The organism is Streptomyces thermospinosisporus (genome assembly GCF_039526425.1).
Lineage (GTDB): Bacteria > Actinomycetota > Actinomycetes > Streptomycetales > Streptomycetaceae > Streptomyces > Streptomyces thermocarboxydovorans.
This window is the reverse complement of sequence record NZ_BAAAIZ010000085.1, coordinates 1-18732: the sequence shown is the minus strand read 5'-3', so window position 1 is coordinate 18732 and position 18732 is coordinate 1. Positions and strand designations below refer to the sequence as shown.

At 72.7% G+C, this 18732-nt stretch carries 19 protein-coding genes; 11 read left to right on the top strand and 8 right to left on the bottom strand.

The window, feature by feature from the left end:
- Nucleotides 1-156: 156 nt before the first annotated feature.
- Together ABD207_RS24890 and ABD207_RS24885 are read left to right on the top strand one after the other, a co-directional pair.
- Nucleotides 157-993 (top strand): hypothetical protein, encoded by an 837-nt coding sequence (locus ABD207_RS24890; RefSeq protein ID WP_344015396.1) that lies wholly within the window; start codon nt 157-159, stop codon nt 991-993.
- 53 nt (nt 994-1046) lie between these two features.
- Nucleotides 1047-1376 (top strand): rhodanese-like domain-containing protein, encoded by a 330-nt coding sequence (locus ABD207_RS24885; protein WP_344015394.1) that lies wholly within the window; start codon nt 1047-1049, stop codon nt 1374-1376.
- Between the two features lie 124 nt (nt 1377-1500).
- Here ABD207_RS24885 and ABD207_RS24880 read toward each other — a convergent pair whose 3' ends face one another.
- The 6 genes from ABD207_RS24880 to paaA form a co-directional block, all read right to left on the bottom strand.
- The gene (locus tag ABD207_RS24880; RefSeq protein WP_344015338.1) at nt 1501-2634 is read right to left on the bottom strand and encodes an acyl-CoA dehydrogenase family protein; all 1134 of its coding nucleotides are present in this window, start codon (nt 2632-2634) and stop codon (nt 1501-1503) included.
- A 177-nt stretch (nt 2635-2811) separates the two neighbouring features.
- Nucleotides 2812-3870, bottom strand: a complete 1059-nt coding sequence (paaE, locus tag ABD207_RS24875) for a 1,2-phenylacetyl-CoA epoxidase subunit PaaE (protein ID WP_344015337.1) — start codon at nt 3868-3870, stop codon at nt 2812-2814.
- Nucleotides 3870-4430 (bottom strand): 1,2-phenylacetyl-CoA epoxidase subunit PaaD, encoded by a 561-nt coding sequence (gene paaD / locus ABD207_RS24870; protein WP_344015393.1) that lies wholly within the window; start codon nt 4428-4430, stop codon nt 3870-3872. The genes paaE and paaD overlap by 1 nt, the downstream gene beginning before the upstream one ends.
- Nucleotides 4427-5161: a 1,2-phenylacetyl-CoA epoxidase subunit PaaC gene (gene paaC / locus ABD207_RS24865; RefSeq protein ID WP_344015336.1), complete on the bottom strand. Its 735-nt coding sequence runs from the start codon at nt 5159-5161 to the stop codon at nt 4427-4429. The genes paaD and paaC overlap by 4 nt, the downstream gene beginning before the upstream one ends.
- Nucleotides 5158-5445 carry a 1,2-phenylacetyl-CoA epoxidase subunit PaaB gene (gene paaB / locus ABD207_RS24860; RefSeq protein WP_344015335.1) on the bottom strand — a complete coding sequence of 96 codons (288 nt, stop codon included), beginning with the start codon at nt 5443-5445 and terminating at the stop codon, nt 5158-5160. The genes paaC and paaB overlap by 4 nt, the downstream gene beginning before the upstream one ends.
- Complete coding sequence (gene paaA, locus ABD207_RS24855; protein WP_344015334.1) at nt 5442-6545, bottom strand: 1,2-phenylacetyl-CoA epoxidase subunit PaaA; 1104 nt, start codon at nt 6543-6545, stop codon at nt 5442-5444. Before paaA ends, paaB begins: the two co-directional genes overlap by 4 nt.
- 446 nt (nt 6546-6991) lie before the next feature.
- On the opposite strand from paaA, the gene ABD207_RS32190 reads away from it, so the two are divergent.
- The 3 genes from ABD207_RS32190 to ABD207_RS24840 are packed head-to-tail and all read left to right on the top strand — an operon-like array spanning nt 6992 to nt 10705.
- The gene (locus ABD207_RS32190; protein WP_425580813.1) at nt 6992-8509 is read left to right on the top strand and encodes a DUF5819 family protein; all 1518 of its coding nucleotides are present in this window, start codon (nt 6992-6994) and stop codon (nt 8507-8509) included.
- The gene (locus tag ABD207_RS24845; protein WP_344015333.1) at nt 8506-9897 is read left to right on the top strand and encodes an HTTM domain-containing protein; all 1392 of its coding nucleotides are present in this window, start codon (nt 8506-8508) and stop codon (nt 9895-9897) included. Before ABD207_RS32190 ends, ABD207_RS24845 begins: the two co-directional genes overlap by 4 nt.
- Before the next feature lie 10 nt (nt 9898-9907).
- Nucleotides 9908-10705, top strand: coding sequence for a TrmH family RNA methyltransferase (locus ABD207_RS24840; protein WP_425580812.1), 798 nt, complete (start codon nt 9908-9910; stop codon nt 10703-10705).
- 95 nt (nt 10706-10800) lie between these two features.
- Here the strand turns inward: ABD207_RS24840 and paaN are convergent, their stop codons facing one another.
- On the bottom strand, nt 10801-12492 hold the full coding sequence (paaN, locus tag ABD207_RS24835) for a phenylacetic acid degradation protein PaaN (RefSeq protein WP_344015331.1): 1692 nt from the start codon (nt 12490-12492) through the stop codon (nt 10801-10803).
- A 158-nt stretch (nt 12493-12650) separates the two neighbouring features.
- Between paaN and ABD207_RS24830 the strand changes: the two genes are divergently transcribed.
- The 3 genes from ABD207_RS24830 to ABD207_RS24820 all read left to right on the top strand — a co-directional run bounded on the left by ABD207_RS24830 (nt 12651) and on the right by ABD207_RS24820 (nt 15366).
- Nucleotides 12651-14174 (top strand): 3-hydroxyacyl-CoA dehydrogenase, encoded by a 1524-nt coding sequence (locus ABD207_RS24830; protein WP_344015329.1) that lies wholly within the window; start codon nt 12651-12653, stop codon nt 14172-14174.
- Nucleotides 14171-14797, top strand: coding sequence for a TetR/AcrR family transcriptional regulator (locus tag ABD207_RS24825; RefSeq protein WP_344015328.1), 627 nt, complete (start codon nt 14171-14173; stop codon nt 14795-14797). Before ABD207_RS24830 ends, ABD207_RS24825 begins: the two co-directional genes overlap by 4 nt.
- 98 nt (nt 14798-14895) lie before the next feature.
- Nucleotides 14896-15366 (top strand): hypothetical protein, encoded by a 471-nt coding sequence (locus tag ABD207_RS24820; protein WP_344015327.1) that lies wholly within the window; start codon nt 14896-14898, stop codon nt 15364-15366.
- Nucleotides 15367-15444: 78 nt separating this feature from the next.
- Here the strand turns inward: ABD207_RS24820 and ABD207_RS24815 are convergent, their stop codons facing one another.
- Nucleotides 15445-15930 carry an Lrp/AsnC family transcriptional regulator gene (locus ABD207_RS24815; RefSeq protein ID WP_344015388.1) on the bottom strand — a complete coding sequence of 162 codons (486 nt, stop codon included), beginning with the start codon at nt 15928-15930 and terminating at the stop codon, nt 15445-15447.
- A gap of 189 nt (nt 15931-16119) precedes the next feature.
- Here ABD207_RS24815 and pdhA point away from each other — a divergent pair, with 189 nt between their 5' ends.
- The 3 genes from pdhA to ABD207_RS24800 form a co-directional block, all read left to right on the top strand.
- On the top strand, nt 16120-17262 hold the full coding sequence (pdhA, locus tag ABD207_RS24810) for a pyruvate dehydrogenase (acetyl-transferring) E1 component subunit alpha (RefSeq protein ID WP_344015326.1): 1143 nt from the start codon (nt 16120-16122) through the stop codon (nt 17260-17262).
- Nucleotides 17259-18263, top strand: coding sequence for an alpha-ketoacid dehydrogenase subunit beta (locus tag ABD207_RS24805; protein WP_344015325.1), 1005 nt, complete (start codon nt 17259-17261; stop codon nt 18261-18263). The genes pdhA and ABD207_RS24805 overlap by 4 nt, the downstream gene beginning before the upstream one ends.
- A partial coding sequence (locus tag ABD207_RS24800; RefSeq protein ID WP_344015324.1) for a biotin/lipoyl-containing protein occupies nt 18263-18732 on the top strand: 470 nt, incomplete at its 3' end. The genes ABD207_RS24805 and ABD207_RS24800, both read left to right, overlap by 1 nt.

Sequence of the window (18732 nt, the reverse complement as noted above, 5' to 3'; positions counted from 1 at the left end):
GGCGTGGGTGAGGGCTGCGGACTGACTGAGTGGCTTGACCGGTGAGGGGGTGAGGGGGAGGGGTGGGGCGGGGGGAGGGGGAGGCCCCCGGAGGTCCCGGAAGGACAAGGACGTGGATCCGTGCTCCGAGTGCCCGTGCCCTACGCTGGGCGGGTGATGGAGTCGGAAGGTGTGCAGGATGGTGCCGCCGGGGCGGAGCAGGCCCCCGGTGGTGAGAAGGCTGCGCGGGCCGAGGAGCGGCTGGAGCAGGCCGTCCGGGCTGCGGAGAAGGCGCTGATCGAGTTCGAGATCGCCGTGGAGACCTTTCGCATCGAGGTCGAGAACTTCTCCCGGCTGCACGAGCAGAAGCTCGGACCGATGTACGCCCGTCTCGAGGAGCTGGACGCCCGGATCCTGCAGGCCCGCGCCGACCGCACCGGCGACCCCGAGGACCTGCGCCGTGCCGAGGAGGCGCGCGCCCGGCTGGCGCCCATACCCGGCGTGGAAGAGCTGATGAACGGCTGGATGGACGACCAGGGGCTCTTCCCCGAGGCCGTCGCCATGCTCACCGATCAGCCGGTGAAGCCCCCGCAGCGGGTAAGGCCCAGCGAAGAGGCCCGCAAGCTGTACCGCGAGCTGGTGCGCAAGGCCCACCCCGACCTGGCGCAGGAGGAGTCCGAGCGCGAGCGCCGCGAGGAGTTCATCACCCGCGTCAACGCCGCCTACGCCCGTGGCAGCGTGGACGAGCTGAAGGAGCTGGCGGAGGAGTGGGCCGCGGGGCCGCAGCTGAAGCGTGCCCGGAGCGCCGCCGAGGAGCTGTACGCCCGCCTCGAATGGCTCTCCCAGCGCAAGGAGATGCTCACCGTGCTCGCCAAGGAGCTGGAGGAGAGCGCGATCGGCTCCATGCTCCGGCTGGCCCCGGACGACCCCGACGGCCTGCTGGACGAGATCGCCGAGCAGCTGCGCGCCCAGCTGGCCGAACGTGAGGCGGAGCTGGCCTCGCTGCTGGCGTGAGCCTTGGTGCCGTCTCTTCGGGTAGCGTCTCAGACATGAGTTTCGGAGCTGCTGTGCCCACGGTCGGGGTCGCGGACGTCAAGGACGACGACTTCCTGCTGGACGTCCGTGAGGACGACGAGTGGAAGGCCGGTCATGCGGCCGGCGCGCTGCACATCCCGATCAGTGAGTTCGTGGCCCGCTACGGCGAGCTGACCGAGGCGGCGCCGCAGGACGGCCGGGTGCATGTGATCTGCCGTTCCGGCGGGCGTTCCGCCCAGGTCACGATGTATCTGGTGCAGCAGGGCATCGACGCCGTGAATGTGGACGGCGGTATGCAGGAGTGGGAGGCCGCCGGGCGTCCGGTCGTCACGGACGACGGACAGACTGGGCACGTGCTGTAGTTCTCGAGTAGCTCCCGAGTAGCTCTCGAGTTCTTGGGCTGCCGCTGGCGGTTCCGTCGCAGGACGGGCGGACCCGTCTACCGTCGCCTCCCGTCGTCCTGCATCGTCCCCCCCGTCAGGCCCGTCAGGTCGGCGGATGGGCCGCCAGCAGGTCCCCGAGGGTCTCCTCGTGGGCGGCTGCGGGGCCGAGGGTGAGTTCCAGGTGCTTGGCCCAGGCGTGGTAGCGGTGCAGTGGGTAGTCCACGTCGGCGCCGAAGCCTCCGTGCAGGTGCTGGGCGGTCTGCACGACCCGGCGCACTCCTTCCGCCGCCCAGATCTTGGCGACGGCGACGTCCGCGGCGGTGGGCAGCGCGCCCGGTGTTCCGGAGGCGATGCGCCAGGCGGCCTGCCAGAGGGTGACCTCCATGGCCCGCAGGTCGATGAAGCGGTCGGCGGCCTGCATGGCGACGGCCTGGAAGGTCGCCAGCGGGTGCCCGAACTGTTCGCGTTTGCCGGTGTAGTCGCTGGTCATGCGCAGGACCTGCTCGCCGAGGCCGAGGGCCAGGGCGCAGGTTCCGATGGTCAGCAGATGGCGCAGCCAGTCCCAGGCGCCGTCCGCGTCGATGAGGTCGCGGTCGGTGATGCGCACGGAGTCAAGGCGCAGCTCGCCCAGCCGCTCGCCGCTGGTGGAGAACTGCTCGGCGAGGGTGACTCCCTCCTGTTCCCTGCGCACCAGCGCGAGGACGGTCCGGTCGGTTTCGGTGTGGGCGGGCACGAGGACGATGTCTGTGTCGTACGCCCACGGCACTGCCGTCTGTGTGCCGTCGAGCACCCAGCCGGTGCCGTCGCGGTGTGCGGTGACGGCGCGTTCGGCCGGGTCGTGGCCGGTCCGGCCGTGCGGGGCGACGGTCAGGACGATCTCGCCGCGGCCGGCGGGGGCGAGCAGCTCGGACCTGGCCTCCGGGCTGCCGTAGGCCTGGACGGCCGCGGCGGCGGCGCTGTGCTCCAGGAGCGGTACGCGGGCCAATACCTTCGCGGATTCGCGCAGCACCAGGCACAGGGCGACCGGGTCCAGGCCGGATCCGCCGTGTTCCGGGGCGAGCAGCAGGCTCAGCAGGTCGGCCTCGGCGAGCCGGGTCCACAGCGCGCGGTCGCAGCCGTCGGCGACGGCGCCCGGGGTGAGGGCGGGGCTGGGCACGGTGTCCGGGGCGACGGAGGCGAAGACGCCCCGTGCTGCTTCGGCGGCCGCCTGCTGCTCCTCGGTGAGGGTGAAGTCCACGGTCCCTGTCCTCTCGCGGCGCACGGGTGCGCCGGTCCGACGCCGACCTGACGGGGCGTCAAGATAGAACAGGTTTCAGTAGAAGAGAAGGTCCGTGCGGCTCCGGGTGGCTCCGGGTGGTCCGGGTGTGCGCCGCGGACCTTCTCTGCGGATTCTGCGGATTCTCCCTCTCCGGCCCTACCGGTCGAAGTCCAGCTCCACCTTCTCGGTCAGCGGGTGCGACTGGCAGGCCAGGACGTAGCCCGCCTCGGTCTCCTCCGCCTCCAGGGCGAAGTTGCGGTCCATCCGCACCTCGCCGGAGACCAGGAAGGCGCGGCACGTCCCGCACACGCCGCCCTTGCAGGCGTAGGGGGCATCCGGGCGGTTGCGCAGCACCGTGTCGAGCAAGGACTCGCCGTCCTGGACGGGCCAGGTGCCGCCGCGTCCGTCGAGCAGGGCGGTGACGGTGCTGTGGGCGGGGGCCGTGGCCGGCCGGGCGGGGGCGGGGCTCGCGTCCACGTGGAAGATCTCCTCGTGGATGCGGGCGCGGGGCACGCCGAGGGACCGCAGGGTGCGCTCGGCGCCCTCGACCAGCCCGTACGGGCCGCACAGGAACCAGCCGTCGACCTGCTCCACGGGCAGCAGGGCCGGCAGCAGCCCGGTCAGCCGCTCCTGGTCGAGCCGGCCGGACGGCAGCCCGGCCTGCTGTTCCTCGCGGGAGAGCACGGTGACCAGCTGGAACCGGTCGGGGTAGCGGTCCTTCAGGTCGGCGACCTCTTCGAGGAACATCGTGGAGGCGGCGGTGCGGTCGCTGCGTATCAGGCAGAACCGCACCCGGGGCTCGCGCGCGAGCAGGGTGGAGACGATGGACAGCACCGGGGTGATGCCGCTGCCGCCGACGATCGCCGCGTACTGGCCGGGCGCCGGCTGGAGGGTGAAGCGGCCGGCCGGGGTCATGACCTCCAGTTCGTCGCCGAGGTTGATCTCCTTCAGGGCGTAGGTGGAGAAGGCGCCGCCCTCGACCAGGCGCACGCCGACGCGCAGGGTGCTCGGTCCCTCGCCGCCGGGCGCGGGGGAGCAGATGGAGTAGGTGCGCCGTATCTCCTGGCCGTCGGCCGTGCGGCGCAGCGCCAGGTGCTGGCCGGGCAGGTACCGGTACTCCTCGCGCAGCTCGGGCGGGACGGCGAAGGTGAGGGCGACGGAGTCGTCGGTGAGCCGGTCGACCGCGGCCACCCGGAGCCGGTGGAAGCGGGCCATCACAACTCCTTGAAGTGGTCGAACGGTTCGCGGCAGGCCAGGCAGCGGCGCAGCGCCTTGCACGCGGTGGACGAGAAGCGGCTGAGCAGTTCGGTGTCGGCGGATCCGCAGTGCGGGCAGCGGACGGCCTCCAGCTCGTCGGGCCCGGCGGCGGACTCGCCGGCGGCGGACGGGCCGGCGTCCCGGGTGGGGCCGAGGGCGACGGGGACCGGGCCGGAGGCCTTGCGCACGCGCGGCGGCGCGATGCCGAACTCGCGCAGCTTGCGCCGCCCCTCCTCGGTGATGTCGTCGGTGGACCAGGCGGGCGCCAGTACCGTGCGGACGGTGACCTCGCGTATGCCGTGCTCGCGCAGCACGCGCTCTATGTCGAGGGACATCGCCTCGATGGCCGGGCAGCCGGTGTAGGTCGGGGTCAGCTCGACCTCGACGCTGTCCGCCGCTCGGGCGTGCACCGCGCGGACGACGCCCAGCTCGCGCAGGGTCAGCACGGGCAGCTCCGGGTCGGGGACCGACCCGGCCAGCTCGAGCAGTTCCTCCTCCAGCGGAGTGGTGGTGGTCACCATGACGCCCCCGGGTGGCTGCGGTGCAGATGCTGCATCTCGGCGAGCATGCGGCCGAACGGCTCGGTGTGCAGGCCCTGCCGGCCCGCGCCGGCCGACCAGGCTCCCGTGCGCGCCCCCTCGGGCACCGAGAGGGTGGCCCGGCGCAGCACGTCCTCGATCTGCTCCAGCCAGGCGGTCTCCAGGGCCTTCCAGTCGACGTCGAGGCCTTCGACGGGCTGGAACATCTCGCCGGTGTAGCGCCACAGCGCGTTCACGGCCTGCTGCATCCGGTCGTGGCTGACCTCGGTGCCGTCGCCGAGGCGCAGGGTCCACTGCTCGGCGTGGTCGCGGTGGTAGGCGGTCTCCTTGACGGCCTTGGCCGCCAGCGCGGCGAACGGACCGTCCCCGCCGGCCAGTTCGGTGTGCAGCAGGTGCTGGTAGACGGAGAAGTACAGCTGGCGGGCGATGGTGTGGGCGAAGTCGCCGTTGGGCTGCTCCACCAGCTGGAGGTTGCGGAAGGCGCGCTCCTCGCGGAGGAAGGCCAGCTCGTCCTCGTCGCCGGCCATCGACAGCAGCACCCGCGCCTGGCCGAGCAGGTCGAGCGCGATGTTGGCGAGGGCGACCTCCTCCTCCAGCACCGGGGCGTTGCCGGCCCACTCGCCGAGGCGGTGGGAGAGCACCAGGGCGTCGTCGCCGAGGGCCAGTGCGGCCGGGGCGAGGGCGGGGTCCTTGACGGGGGTCGTCGTCACAGGTGCTGCACCCCCTCGGGGATCTCGTAGAAGGTGGGGTGCCGGTAGGGCTTGTCGGCGCTCGGCTCGAAGAACGGGTCCTTCTCGTCGGGCGAGGAGGCGGTGATCGCGGACGACGGCACGACCCAGATGGAGACGCCCTCGCCGCGCCGGGTGTACAGGTCGCGTGCGTTGCGCAGGGCGAGCTCCGCGTCCGGCGCGTGGAGGCTGCCGGCGTGGGTGTGGGACAGGCCCCGGCGCGAGCGCACGAAGACCTCCCACAGGGGCCAGTCGGTGGTGGTCATGCTCGCTTCGCTCCTGTCTCGCCGTTCACGTTCTCGCCGTTCACGTTCGTCTCGCCGTTCGCGCCGGTGGTGCCGCCCGGGCCGGGGCGGACGCTGGTGCCGGAACCGCCGGTGGTGTGCTTGGCCGCGTAGGCCGCTGCAGCCTCCCGGACCCAGGCGCCCTCCTCATGGGCCCGCCTGCGCCGGGACAGCCGCTGTTCGTTGCACGGGCCGTTGCCCTTGAGGACCTCCCAGAACTCCGACCAGTCGATCGGGCCGAAGTCGTAGTGCCCGCGCTCCTCGTTCCACTTCAGGTCCGGGTCGGGGAGGGTGAGGCCGAGGGACTCGGCCTGGGGGACGCAGATGTCGACGAAGCGCTGGCGCAGCTCGTCGTTGGAGTGCCGCTTGATCTTCCAGGCCATCGACTGCGCGGAGTGCTGCGACTCGTCGTCGGGCGGGCCGAACATCATCAGCGACGGCCACCACCAGCGGTTGACCGCGTCCTGGGCCATCTCGTGCTGCTCCGGGGTGCCCTTGCTCAGGGCGAGCAGCAGCTCGTAGCCCTGGCGCTGGTGGAAGGACTCCTCCTTGCAGATGCGGACCATCGCCCGCGCGTACGGGCCGTAGGAGCAGCGGCACAGGGGGACCTGGTTGGTGATCGCGGCGCCGTCCACCAGCCAGCCGATCGCGCCGACGTCCGCCCAGGTCAGCGTCGGGTAGTTGAAGATCGAGGAGTACTTCTGGCGGCCGGAGTGCAGCTTGTCGAGCAGCTCGTCGCGGCTGGTGCCGAGGGTCTCGGCGGCGCTGTACAGGTACAGGCCGTGGCCGGCCTCGTCCTGCACCTTGGCCATCAGGATCGCCTTGCGGCGCAGGGAGGGCGCGCGGGTGATCCAGTTGGCCTCCGGCTGCATGCCGATGATCTCGGAGTGCGCGTGCTGGGCGATCTGCCGGATCAGCGTGGCCCGGTACCCGTCGGGCATCCAGTCGCGCGGCTCGATCCGCTCGTCGGCGGCCACCGCCGCGTCGAAGGCGCGCTGGAACTCCGCAGTGCTGTCGTCGGCGCCTTCCGGTGCGCCGGACGGCTGGCTGCGGGCCGTCTCGTGGGCGGCTGCTGTCGCCATGAGGTCCCCCTCGACCTGGGTGCTTCTCGGAGCACGCTCCCGACCGATCGTTCGGTTCGTGCGATTCCATGGTGGGTCGGGGGCCGCACGGTGTCAACCGCTGTGGATAACCTGCGGGGGCTGCCTGTGGACGGACGGCGGGAGCGGGCCCGGACGGGAGCACGGCACCCGACGCGCTGCGATGTGGTCACGGCCACGGCACGGACCGGCCGCACGGACTGGGCTCGGGTGGCCGGAGCTGAGTACCGTTCCGTGCGATGCGGAGGAGCGGACTCCACAGGACCCAGTGGAACTCCACAGGACCCAGTGGAACTCAGAAAAACCCAGTGGAACCCAGAGGAACCCGAGGACCGCAGAGGACCGCAGAGGATCAGCGAGGATGTGGCGCCACCGCCGGGCCTCGCGGCTGATCGGCCGCCGGACGGTGGCGGCGAGGGAACGAGACCGTGGGACGGGGCGGAATGGACGCGTACGACGAAGGCTCGGACGCCCGGCGTGAGCCGGCCGAGCCGAGCGGTCCCGACGCGCGCCGTGGCCGGCCGGAGCCCGCACCGGAATCGGCCTCCGCTTCCGGCACCGCGTCCCGGATACCGCCGGGGCAGCAGGCCCCGCAGCAGTCGGCCTCTCCGCAGCAGGCCGCCCGGCGACAGACCTCCCAGCCGCCGATCTCCGAACAGTCGGTCGCCCAGCCGCCGGTCTCCGAGCCGCCGGTCTCCGGCGAGGCGCCGTTCTCCGAGCAGCCGGTCTCCGGCGAGGCGCCGTTCTTCGAGCAGCCGGTCTCCGAGCAGCCGGTCTCCGGCGAGGCGCCGTTCTTCGAGCAGCCGGTCTCCGAGCAGCCGGGCTCCGGCGAGGCGCCGGCCGACGACGTCGACACGTCGGCCGTGCAGGACGAGGGACCTGCGGACCGGGCCGACGCCGACCGGCCGGTGGCCGGCAACGACGGCCCGACCACTCCGACCGCTGCGGACGGCAGGGTGCCGGCTCCCACACACGGCGACGGCGGCGGCATGAGCGAGGCGGACGCCCCCGGCAGCGATGCCGCCGCACCGCACGACTCCGGCGACAACGGTCCCGGTGCCGTCACGCCCCCGCCAGCGCAGGTGGCCGCACCCGCACCCCCGCCCTACTCCCCCACCCCCGGCTGGCCCCCCGTCAACCCCCACCCCGTCTCCGGCTCCTCCCGTAAATCCTCACCCCCACCACTGCCGGCCTCACCGCCCGACCCCCCTACCGGCATAGCCGCCCTGTCGCTCCGCTACCGGATCGCCGCCGCCGTGGCGCTGGCCGCCGTCGCGGTGACCGTCTGCGCGCATCTCGGGATGACGTTCCTGCACGTGGCTCCGCCCAACACGGTCAGCAAGGAGCACGGCGAGGTGATCGAGGAGTGGATCTACCCCGAGTTCGAGCAGAACTGGAAGCTCTTCGCGCCGAACCCGCTGCAGCAGAACATCGGCGTCCAGGTCCGCGCCGAGATAGGCACCCCGGACGGGGGAGTGCGCACCACCCGCTGGTACGACCTGTCCGCCGAGGACGGGCGGGCCATCGACGGCAATCCGCTGCCCAGTCACACCCAGCAGAACGAGCTGCGCCGCGCCTGGGACTTCTTCGTCGCGACCCATGACGAGAAGAACCGTCCGGTGGGCCTGCGCGGTGCGCTCTCCGAGTCCTATCTGCGCCGGATCGCGGTGCTCCGCCTGGACCGGGCGGACGTGGCCGGCGACGGCGGTGTGATCCAGCAGGTGCAGATCCGCTCCCGCACCGCGAACGTCCCGCCTCCGGAGTGGAGTGACGAGAAGATCTCCACGGCGCCGGTGTACCGCACCCTGCCTTGGTGGTCGGTACCGAAGGACGCCGGGGATGCCGGGGACGCCGGAGAAGCCGGAGAAGCCGGCGAAGCCAGAGAAACCGGGGAAGCCGGAGGCGCCGGGAACGGCGAGGACACGGCACGGGGAGGTGCCGGATGAACCGCCTCTCGCTGGCCGTGTCCGGCCTGATCGCGCGCGTGGCCGACTCCGCCCTCGGCCCCTTCCAGACCGCCGTGCTCCGGATCGGCTTCAGCCTGACCTGGCTGCTGTTCCTGCTGCGGGAGTTCCCGCACCGCCATGAGCTGTACGGGCCCGAGGGCCCCTGGAGCTCGGACCTGGCCGAGCAGCTGGTCGGCTCGAACGGCGCGTTCACCGCGCTGCTGTGGTTCGACGGCCGGGGCTGGTTCGAGCTCCTCTACGCGCTGGCGATGCTGTGGAGCGTGCTGCTGCTGCTCGGCTGGCGCACCCGCACCATGTCGGTGCTGTTCATGGTGGGCGTGCTGTCGCTGCAGAACCGCAGCATCTTCATGGGCGACGGCGGTGACAACGTGCTGCACCTGATGGCCGTGTACCTCGTGTTCACGCGCTGCGGCCAGGTGTGGTCCCTGGACGCCTGGCGCGCCCGCCGTGCGGTGGAGGCCCTGGCGTGCGGTGAGCGGGTGCGGGACCGGGCCGGCCCGGCGCTGTGGGCGGTGTCCGGCGTTCTGCTGCTCGCCATGACGCTGGCGGGCCGGATGGACGACGGTGAACGCCTGATCCCCGTTCTGCTGTGGACGGTCTGGGCCGCGCAGGCCCTGTGGTGGCTGGCCGGGCGCCTCGGCCGGAGCCCCCAGCCGCGGATCCTGCTGGACGTCGTCGCCAACCTCGTGCACAACGGCGCCCTGCTGGTGATCATGGCCGAGGCGTGTCTGATCTACGCCACGGCCGGCTGGTACAAGGTCCAGGGCTCCCGCTGGCAGGACGGCACGGCCGTCTACTACCCGTTGCAACTGGAGTACTTCTCCCCCTGGCCCGGCCTCGCCGGCCTGCTGGCCTCCAGCGGCACCCTGGTGATGCTGATGACCTACGGCACGGTCATCGTGCAGGTCGCCTTCCCGTTCACGCTGTTCAACCGGCGGGTGAAGAACGTCCTGCTGGCGCTGATGATCACCGAGCACGCGGTGATCGCGGTCGTGCTGGGGCTGCCGTTCTTCTCGCTGGCGATGATCGCCGTGGACATGGTCTTCCTGCCCACCTCGTTCCTGCGCCGCCTGGGCGACGGAGCGGCACGCGCACGGGCCCGGCTGCTCGGGCGCGGCCCCACGGGCGGCCTGCCCCTTCCCCGGCAGCGGCTCCCGAGGCAGCAGCTCGCGGAGCGGGGCTCCCCGAAGCAAGTCCCGCATTCGAGGCCCTCCCCGAAGCAAGGCCCGCCCCCGAGGCCCCCTCTTCCGCCGCAACGGCTCTCTGACGATCCCGCTCGGGAGGCGCAGGAGACCCGGAACGCCCAGGCCTCCGCCCCCGAGCCCTCCCCCCACGCACCCGGAGGAGGCCCGCGTCCGCGCACGTAGGCTGCTGGGCATGACCGACCCGCAGGACGAGCCCCGCAAGGGCGAGCCTCCGACCACCCCGGCGGACTCCGTGGCCGCCTGGCGCCGGATGGCCGACGGTGCCGTCCTGCTCGACGGCTTCCACGCCCTCAAGCACGCGCTGCGCTTCGGCGCCGGGGTCCCCGTCGCGGTCGCCGCCGACAAGGCCGCCGCGCTCGCCCTGGCCGACGAGCTGGCCCCGGACGTCAGGGACAGACTGGCCGGACTGCTGACCGAGGTGCCGCAGGAGACGTACGCCTCGCTGGTCCCGCGCCCCCATCCCACCGCCGTGGCCGCCCTGGCCGTACGGCCGTCCCGCGCGGGCAATCTGGAGCGGCTGACCCGGACTCCGCGCACCGCACCGGTCGTGGTCCTCGACCAGCCGCGCAACCTGGGCAACGCCGGGGCCGTGATCCGGCTGGCCGCCGGCTTCGGGGCGACCGGGGTCGTCACCACCGGCACGCTCGACCCCTGGCACCCCACCGTGGTGCGCGGCGGGGCGGGGCTGCACTTCGCGACCGCCGTGGAGCGGCTGACCGTGGACGAGCTGCCCGCGGGCCCGCTGTTCGCGCTGGACCCGGAGGGCGAGGACATCCGCTCGCTGAAGCTGCCCGACGACGCGCTGCTCGCCTTCGGCTCCGAGCGCACCGGGCTCACGCCCGAGCTGCGGGCGCGGGCGGACCATCTGGTGGCGCTGCCCATGCGCCCCCAGGTCTCCAGCTACAACCTCGCCACCAGCGTGGCGATGACGCTGTACCACTGGAGCGCCTTCGGGGGCGCACCCGCCTGAAGCCCAGGGCCGGCCCGGGCTTCAGGCCATCAGGCTCAGCTTCAGGCCATCAGGCTCAGCTTCAGGCCATCAGGCTCAGCTTCAGGCCATCAGGCTCACGCCTCCCGGCGCACCTCGACCACGCGGAAGCGGTTGGCGACGAACGCGCCGTCGCACAGCGCCGCGTTGGCGGCCGGGTTGCCGCCGGAGCCGTGGAAGTCGGAGAAGGCGGCCGTCTGGTTGACGTACACCCCGCCGGTGAGGTTGAGGGAGAGCTGGGCGGCCTCCTCCAGGCAGACCTCGCGCACGCCCTCCTCGACCTCCGGGGAAGTGGTGTAGGCGCCGACGGTCATGGCGCCCTTCTCGCGGATGGTGCGCCGCAGCAGCTCCAGCGCGTCGCCGGCGGAGTCGACGGCGACCGCGAAGGAGACCGGGCCGAAGCACTCGCTCATGTAGGCGGCCTCGGCGTCGGGCTTGGAGCCGTCCAGCTTCACGATCACCGGGGTGCGCACCACGGCGCCCGGGAACTCCGGGTTGGTGATCTCGCGGGAGGCGAGGGCGACCTCGCCGAGGCCGGCGGCGGCCTCCAGGCGGGCCTTGACGTCCGGGTTGACGATCGCTCCGAGCAGGGCGTTGGCGCGCGCGTCGTCCCCGAGCAGACCGTCGACGGCCTTGGCCAGGTCGGCGACGACCTCGTCGTAGGACTTGGGACCCTGGTCGGTGGTGATGCCCTCGCGGGGGATCAGCAGGTTCTGCGGGGTGGTGCACATCTGGCCGCTGTACAGGGACAGCGAGAACGCCAGGTTGGAGAGCATGCCCTGGTAGTTGTCGGTGGACTCGACGAGCACCGTGTTGACGCCGGCCTTCTCGGTGTAGACCTGCGCCTGGCGGGCGTTGGTCTCCAGCCAGTCGCCGAACTCGGTGGAGCCGGTGTAGTCGATGATCCGGATCTCCGGGCGGGTGGCCAGGGTCTTGGCGATGCCCTCGCCGGGCCGCTCGGCGGCGAGCGCGACCAGGTTGGGGTCGAAGCCGGCCTCGGCGAGCACCTCGCGCGCCACCTGCACGGTGAGGGCGAGCGGCAGCACCGCCCGCGGGTGCGGCTTGACCAGGACGGCGTTGCCAGTGGCGAGGGAGGCGAACAGGCCCGGGTAGCCGTTCCACGTCGGGAAGGTGTTGCAGCCGATGACCAGGCCGATGCCGCGCGGGACGGGGATGAACTGCTTGGTCAGCGCGAGCGGGTCGCGCTTGCCCTGGGGCTTGGTCCACTCCGCGGTGTCCGGGGTGCGCACCTGCTCCACGTAGGCGTAGGCCACCGCCTCCAGGCCGCGGTCCTGGGCGTGCGGGCCGCCCGCCTGGAAGGCCATCATGAACGCCTGGCCGGAGGTGTGCATGACCGCGTGGGCGAACTCGTGCGTCCGGTTGCTGATCCGCTTGAGGATCTCCAGGCAGACCACCGCGCGCACCTCGGCGCCGGCGTCGCGCCAGGCGCGCATCCCCGCCTTCATGGCGGGCAGCAGCACGTCGAGGTCGGCGTGCGGGTAGCTCACGCCCAGCTCGATGCCGTACGGGGAGATCTCGCCGTCGACCCAGCCGTCGGTGCCGGGCTGGCCGAGGTCGAGGCGGGTGCCGAGCAGGGCGTCGAAGGCGGCCTTGCCCGCGGCCAGGTCCAGGCTGCCGTTCTCCCCGTAGGCCTTGGGGTGCTCGGGGTGGGGGGACCAGTACGCGCGGGTGCGGATCGCTTCGAGCGCCTGGTCCAGGGTGGGCCGGTGCCGGGCGATCAGCTCGTGCGCGGTCAGTTCGGCGGCCATACGGGACCAACTCCTCGTCTTCAGAACTCTTCGTCGAGTTCCTGACCTGGCAGAAAGGTGGGCAGGAATGCGCGGTCAGAGCTAGAGTAACCGAACGATCGGTCGGGACAAGGGGGTCCGCCGCATCTGTGGAAAACCCGTGCGGGAGGATCGCGCTCATGACAGCACTCGACCTCAGCAGCTCCGTGGCCGTCGTCGGCACCGGCACCATGGGCCAGGGAATCGCCCAGGTCGCGCTGGTCGCGGGCCACACCGTGCGGCTCTACGACGCCGCACCCGGGCGGGCCCGGGAGGCGGCCGAAGCGATAGGCGCCCGCCTCGACCGGCTCGTCGAGAAGGAACGGCTCACCCCCGCCGACCGGGACGCCGCCCGCGCCGGACTGACGCCCGTCGACGACCTCGCCTCACTCGCCGGCTGCACGCTGGTGGTGGAGGCCGTCCTGGAGCGCCTCGACGTCAAGCAGGAGCTGTTCCGGGCGCTGGAGGACATCGTCGGCGACGACTGCCTCCTCGCCACCAACACCTCGTCCCTGTCCGTCACCGCCATCGGCGGCGCCCTGCGCGTGCCCGGCCGCTTCGTCGGCCTGCACTTCTTCAACCCGGCGCCGCTCATGCCGCTGGTCGAGGTGGTCTCCGGCTTCGCCACCGACGCCGGATGCGCCGAGCGCGCGTGTGAGACCGCCCGCGCCTGGGGCAAGACCCCGGTGGCCTGCGCCGACACCCCCGGCTTCATCGTCAACCGCATCGCCCGGCCCTTCTACGCCGAGGCCTTCGCCGTCTACGAGTCCCGGGGCGCCGACCCGGCCACCATCGACGCGGTGCTGCGCGAGTCCGGGGGCTTCCGGATGGGCGCCTTCGAGCTGACCGACCTCATCGGACAGGACGTCAACGAGTCCGTCACCCGCTCGGTGTGGCAGTCGTTCTTCCAGGACGTGCGGTTCACCCCCTCGCTGGCCCAGCGCCGCCTGGTCGAGTCCGGCAGGCTCGGCCGCAAGAGCGGCCACGGCTGGTACGACTACCGCGACGGCGCCGAGCGCCCCGAGCCGCACACCGCGCCGCAGGCCCCGGCGCCCGCGCAGGTCACCGCCGAGGGCGACCTCGGCCCGGCCGCCGAGCTGCTCGCACTGATCCGCGAGGCGGGCATCGAGGTGCGCGAGCAGAAGCCCGCCGAGGGCGGCGGCCGCGCTGGTCTGGTGCTGCCCGGCGGCGGACGGCTGGCCCTCGCCGACGGACGGACCACGGTCGAGTCCGGCGACGTCGTCCACTTCGACCTCGCCCTCGACTACCGCAAGGCCACGCGCATCGCCCTGGCGCACCACCGGGACACCCCCGCGCAAACCCTCGCCGAGGCCACCGGGCTGTTCCAGGCGCTCGGCAAGAAGGTCAGCGTCATCGGCGACGTCCCCGGCATGATCGTCGCGCGGACGGTGGCGCGGATCATCGACCTGGCCCACGACGCCGTCGCCAAGGGCGTGGCCACCGAGGAGGACATCGACACCGCGATGCGTCTCGGCGTCAACTACCCTCTGGGGCCCTTCGAGTGGGACCGCAAGCTCGGCCGCACATGGGCCTGCTACCTCCTCGACGAGCTGCACCGGCGCGATGCCTGCGGGCGCTATGCGCCGTCGCTCGCGCTGTACCGGCACGCCTACGCCACCGAGAAGCGGGAGGGCACCCCATGACCACCGCCAAGCGCGACATCAGCACCACCGCCAAGCGGGACACGTACACCCCGGAGACCCTGCTGTCCGTCGCCGTGCAGGTGTTCAACGAGCGCGGCTACGACGGCACCTCCATGGAGCATCTGTCCAAGGCGGCCGGGATCTCCAAGTCGTCGATATACCACCACGTCTCCGGCAAGGAGGAGCTGCTGCGGCGGGCGGTGAGCCGGGCGCTGGACGAGCTGTTCGGCATCCTCGGCGAGGAGCAGGCCCGCCGGGGCCGCCCCGCCGAGCGGCTGGAGTACGTGGTGCGGCGCATGGTCGAGGTGCTGATCGCCGAACTGCCGTACGTGACGCTGCTGCTGAGGGTGCGCGGCAACACGGACACCGAGCGGTGGGCGCTGGACCGGCGGCGCGAGTTCGACCACCGGGTGGCCCAGATGGTGAAGGAGGCGGCGGCCGACGGGGACGTGCGCGACGACATCGACGCGGGCCTGGTGACCCGGCTGGTCTTCGGCATGATCAACTCGATCGTCGAGTGGTACCGGCCCGATGTGCGCGGCATGAGCGAGCGCGAGGTGGCCGACGCGGTGGCCCAGCTCGCCTTCGGGGGACTGCGCAGGGCGGCCGACGGGCGCGGGTGAGTTCCGCCGGCACGAAGGTGTGAGACCCCAGCAGTGAAAATCCCCGCCGGTGAAAATCCGGTGGGCGGCAGGCGGCCGGCCGCTTACCCTCGCTGCCGATGGAGATGTCCTTCCGGAAGCTGCCGGACAACCAGCACGAGATCCTGGTGCGGCGTGAGAAGGGGCCGGACGTCCGGCTGCCCGCCCACCCCGACGGACCGAAGATGCCGCACGACCTGGTCCATGCGGTGGTGGAGACCGCCCTCGGGATCGACGACGGCTTCTGGGGCGCGATGGCGCGCGGCGCCACCTTCCTCGGCTTCGAGCTGGTCACGCCCGGCCGCCACCGCCGGTCCGGGATGAAGGTGCTGCGCCGGGGCGGGGACGCGGTGATGGACGCCGAGCTGCGTGTGGCGTGGGCCTACCGGGCGTGGAGCGGCCTGCCCATCGAGGGCCGCGGAGTCGGGACGGCGCCGCTCGACGCGGAGGCACTGGCCAGGACCGGGCCGCGACTGGACGCCGCCACCGAACGCTGGGCCGCCGTGCCCGTGGGCGGCGAGCTGCTCTGGCGCTGGGGAGTGGACCGCTAGGCCGTTCGACCGAGCCCCGTCCGCTCCGTGGCGCCCTGCAGGCCCAGGCGTCCGGCGCCACAAGGGCCACCTCCTGCCTCACCCCTGCGGTTCCAGATCCTCCTCCTCGAACACCAGCAGGGTGCGGGTGCTGAGCACCTCCGGGATCGCCTGGAGGCGGGTGAGGACCAGCTCGCGCAGCGCCCGGTTGTCGGGGGTGTGCACCAGCAGCAGGACGTCGAAGTCCCCGCCCACCAGGGCGATGTGCGAGGCGCCGGGGAGCTGCCGCAGCTGTTCGCGGACCGTGCGCCAGGAGTTCTGGACGATCTTCAGGGTGATGTAGGCGGAGGTGCCGTGGCCGGCGCGCTCGTGGTCGACGCGGGCGCCGAAGCCGCGGATGACGCCGTCCTCGACGAGCCGGTTGATCCGTGCGTAGGCGTTGGCCCGTGAGACGTGGACGCGTTCGGCGACCGACCGTATCGAGGCGCGGCCGTCCGCCTGCAGGATGCGCAGGATGTCCTGATCGATCGAGTCCAGCGGCCGCGGCGGCGGTAGCTGACCCGTCCCCTCCGACCCCCCGGCCATTTGTTCAGAAGTCACCCGCCCCCGCCTCTCTCATGTGGACGTCCTGCATTTATCTCAGGTCCTGAGGAACCGTTTGTCCACAGCCTGATGCCACCCGTAGCCAAAATGTGCCGGCGACCGAACAATCGGTTGGTGAGGCGTGTCACAGGCGACGCGCCTGGCCGAGTTGCTCCCACAGGAGGTGCCGTCATGACGGTCATGGAGCAGCGGGGTGCCTACCGGCCGACCCCGCCGCCCGCCTGGCAGCCCCGCACGGACCCCGTGCCGCTGCTGCCGGACGCGGAGCCCTACCGGGTGCTCGGCACCGAGGCGGCCGCCAAGGCCGGTCCGGAGCTGCTGCGCCGGCTGTACGCCGAGCTGGTGAAGGGCCGCCGCTACAACGCGCAGGCCACCGCCCTCACCAAGCAGGGCCGTCTCGCGGTCTACCCCTCCAGCACCGGCCAGGAGGCCTGCGAGGTCGCCGCCGCGCTCGTGCTGCAGGAGCGCGACTGGCTCTTCCCCAGCTACCGCGACACCCTCGCCGTGGTCGCCCGCGGCGTGGACCCGGTGGAGGCGCTCACCCTGCTGCGCGGCGACTGGCACACCGGCTACGACCCCTACGAGCACCGGGTGGCCCCGCTGAGCACCCCGCTCGCCACCCAGCTGCCGCACGCGGTGGGCCTCGCGCACGCCGCCCGCCTCAAGGGCGACGACGTGGTGGCGCTCGCCATGGTCGGCGACGGCGGCACCAGCGAGGGCGACTTCCACGAGGCGCTGAACTTCGCCGCCGTCTGGCAGGCCCCCGTCGTCTTCCTCGTCCAGAACAACGGCTTCGCCATCTCCGTCCCGCTCGCCAAGCAGACCGCCGCGCCGTCCCTGGCGCACAAGGCGGTCGGCTACGGCATGCCGGGCCGCCTGGTCGACGGCAACGACGCCGCCGCCGTGCACGAGGTGCTCGGTGACGCCGTGCGGCACGCCCGCTCCGGCGGCGGCCCGGTCCTGGTGGAGGCCATCACCTACCGGGTGGAGGCGCACACCAACGCCGACGACGCCACCCGCTACCGCGGCGACGCCGAGGTGGAGACCTGGAAGCAGCACGACCCGATCCAGCTCCTTGAGCGCGAGCTGACCGCGCGCGGCCTGCTCGACGAGGACGGCATCGCCGCCGCCCGCCAGGACGCCGAGACCATGGCGGCCTCGCTGCGCGAGCGGATGAACCAGGACCCCGCCCTCGACCCCATGGACCTCTTCGCCCACGTCTACGCCGAGCCCACCCCGCAGCTGCGGGAGCAGCAGGCCCAGCTCAGGGCCGAGCTCGAGGCGGAGGCCGAGCCGGAAGGGACCCAGCGATGACGACTGTCGCCGTCAAGCCGGCCACCATGGCGCAGGCCCTCACGCGCGCCCTGCGCGACGCCATGGCCGACGACCCGTCCGTGCACGTCATGGGCGAGGACGTCGGCACCCTCGGCGGCGTCTTCCGGATCACCGACGGCCTCGCCAAGGAGTTCGGCGAGGACCGCTGCACGGACACCCCGCTGGCCGAGGCGGGCATCCTCGGCACCGCGGTCGGCATGGCGATGTACGGGCTGCGGCCGGTGGTGGAGATGCAGTTCGACGCCTTCGCCTACCCGGCGTTCGAGCAGCTGGTCAGCCATGTCGCCCGGATGCGCAACCGCACCCGCGGCAGGATGCCGCTGCCCCTCACCATCCGCGTCCCCTACGGCGGCGGCATCGGCGGCGTGGAGCACCACAGCGACTCCTCCGAGGCGTACTACATGGCCACGCCCGGTCTGCATGTCGTCACCCCCGCCACCGTCGCCGACGCCTACGGGCTGCTGCGCGCCGCCATCGCCTCCGACGACCCGGTGGTCTTCCTGGAGCCCAAGCGGCTGTACTGGTCGAAGGACTCCTGGAACCCGGAGGAGCCGGCCCCCGTCGAGCCGATCGGCCGTGCCGTGGTGCGGCGGCAGGGACGCAGCGCCACACTGATCACGTACGGGCCGTCCGTGCCGGTCTGCCTGGAGGCGGCCGAGGCGGCTCAGGCCGAGGGCTGGGACCTCGAGGTCGTCGACCTGCGCTCGCTGGTGCCGTTCGACGACGAGACGGTGGCCGCCTCGGTGCGGCGCACCGGACGCGCGGTCGTGGTCCACGAGTCGGGCGGCTTCGGCGGTCCGGGCGGGGAGATCGCCGCGCGGGTAACCGAGCGCTGCTTCCACTACCTGGAGGCGCCGGTGCTGCGCGTGGCCGGGTTCGACATCCCGTACCCGCCGCCGATGCTGGAGCGCCATCACCTGCCGGGAGTGGACCGGATCCTGGACGCCGTGGGGCGTCTGCAATGGGAGGCCGAGGGCTGATGGCACAGGTGCTGGAGTTCAAGCTCCCCGACCTCGGTGAGGGGCTCACCGAGGCGGAGATCGTGCGCTGGCTGGTCGAGGTCGGTGACGTGGTCACCGTGGACCAGCCCGTCGTCGAGGTCGAGACGGCCAAGGCGATGGTCGAGGTGCCCTGCCCCTACGGCGGTGTGGTCACCGCCCGCTTCGGCGAGGAGGGCACCGAACTGCCCGTCGGCGCGCCGCTGCTGACGGTCGCGGTGGGGGAGCCATCCGATGACGGTCCCGCCGGTCCCGCCGGTCCCGCCGGCCGGCAGGGCGAGCCGGGCGCCGCGGCCGAGGGCACCCGCACGCAGGGCGAGGGCTCCCGCTCGGAAGGCCCCCGTTCGGAGGGTTCCCGTTCGGAGGGCTCGGGCAATGTCCTCGTCGGCTACGGCACCTCCGAGGCACCGGCCCGCCGCCGCAGGGTGCGGCCCGGCCGGCCCGCGCCGGC

Coding starts and splice junctions, on each gene's coding strand:
- ABD207_RS24890 (WP_344015396.1), top strand. CDS start 157: ATGGAGTCGGAAGGTGTGCAGGATGGTGCCGCCGGGGCGGAGCAGGCC.
- paaE (WP_344015337.1), bottom strand. CDS start 3,870: ATGGCCCGCTTCCACCGGCTCCGGGTGGCCGCGGTCGACCGGCTCACC.
- paaB (WP_344015335.1), bottom strand. CDS start 5,445: ATGACCACCACCGACTGGCCCCTGTGGGAGGTCTTCGTGCGCTCGCGC.
- paaA (WP_344015334.1), bottom strand. CDS start 6,545: ATGGCGACAGCAGCCGCCCACGAGACGGCCCGCAGCCAGCCGTCCGGC.
- ABD207_RS24845 (WP_344015333.1), top strand. CDS start 8,506: ATGAACCGCCTCTCGCTGGCCGTGTCCGGCCTGATCGCGCGCGTGGCC.
- ABD207_RS24840 (WP_425580812.1), top strand. CDS start 9,908: ATGACCGACCCGCAGGACGAGCCCCGCAAGGGCGAGCCTCCGACCACC.
- paaN (WP_344015331.1), bottom strand. CDS start 12,492: ATGGCCGCCGAACTGACCGCGCACGAGCTGATCGCCCGGCACCGGCCC.
- ABD207_RS24830 (WP_344015329.1), top strand. CDS start 12,651: ATGACAGCACTCGACCTCAGCAGCTCCGTGGCCGTCGTCGGCACCGGC.
- ABD207_RS24825 (WP_344015328.1), top strand. CDS start 14,171: ATGACCACCGCCAAGCGCGACATCAGCACCACCGCCAAGCGGGACACG.
- ABD207_RS24820 (WP_344015327.1), top strand. CDS start 14,896: ATGGAGATGTCCTTCCGGAAGCTGCCGGACAACCAGCACGAGATCCTG.
- ABD207_RS24815 (WP_344015388.1), bottom strand. CDS start 15,930: ATGGCCGGGGGGTCGGAGGGGACGGGTCAGCTACCGCCGCCGCGGCCG.
- pdhA (WP_344015326.1), top strand. CDS start 16,120: ATGACGGTCATGGAGCAGCGGGGTGCCTACCGGCCGACCCCGCCGCCC.
- ABD207_RS24805 (WP_344015325.1), top strand. CDS start 17,259: ATGACGACTGTCGCCGTCAAGCCGGCCACCATGGCGCAGGCCCTCACG.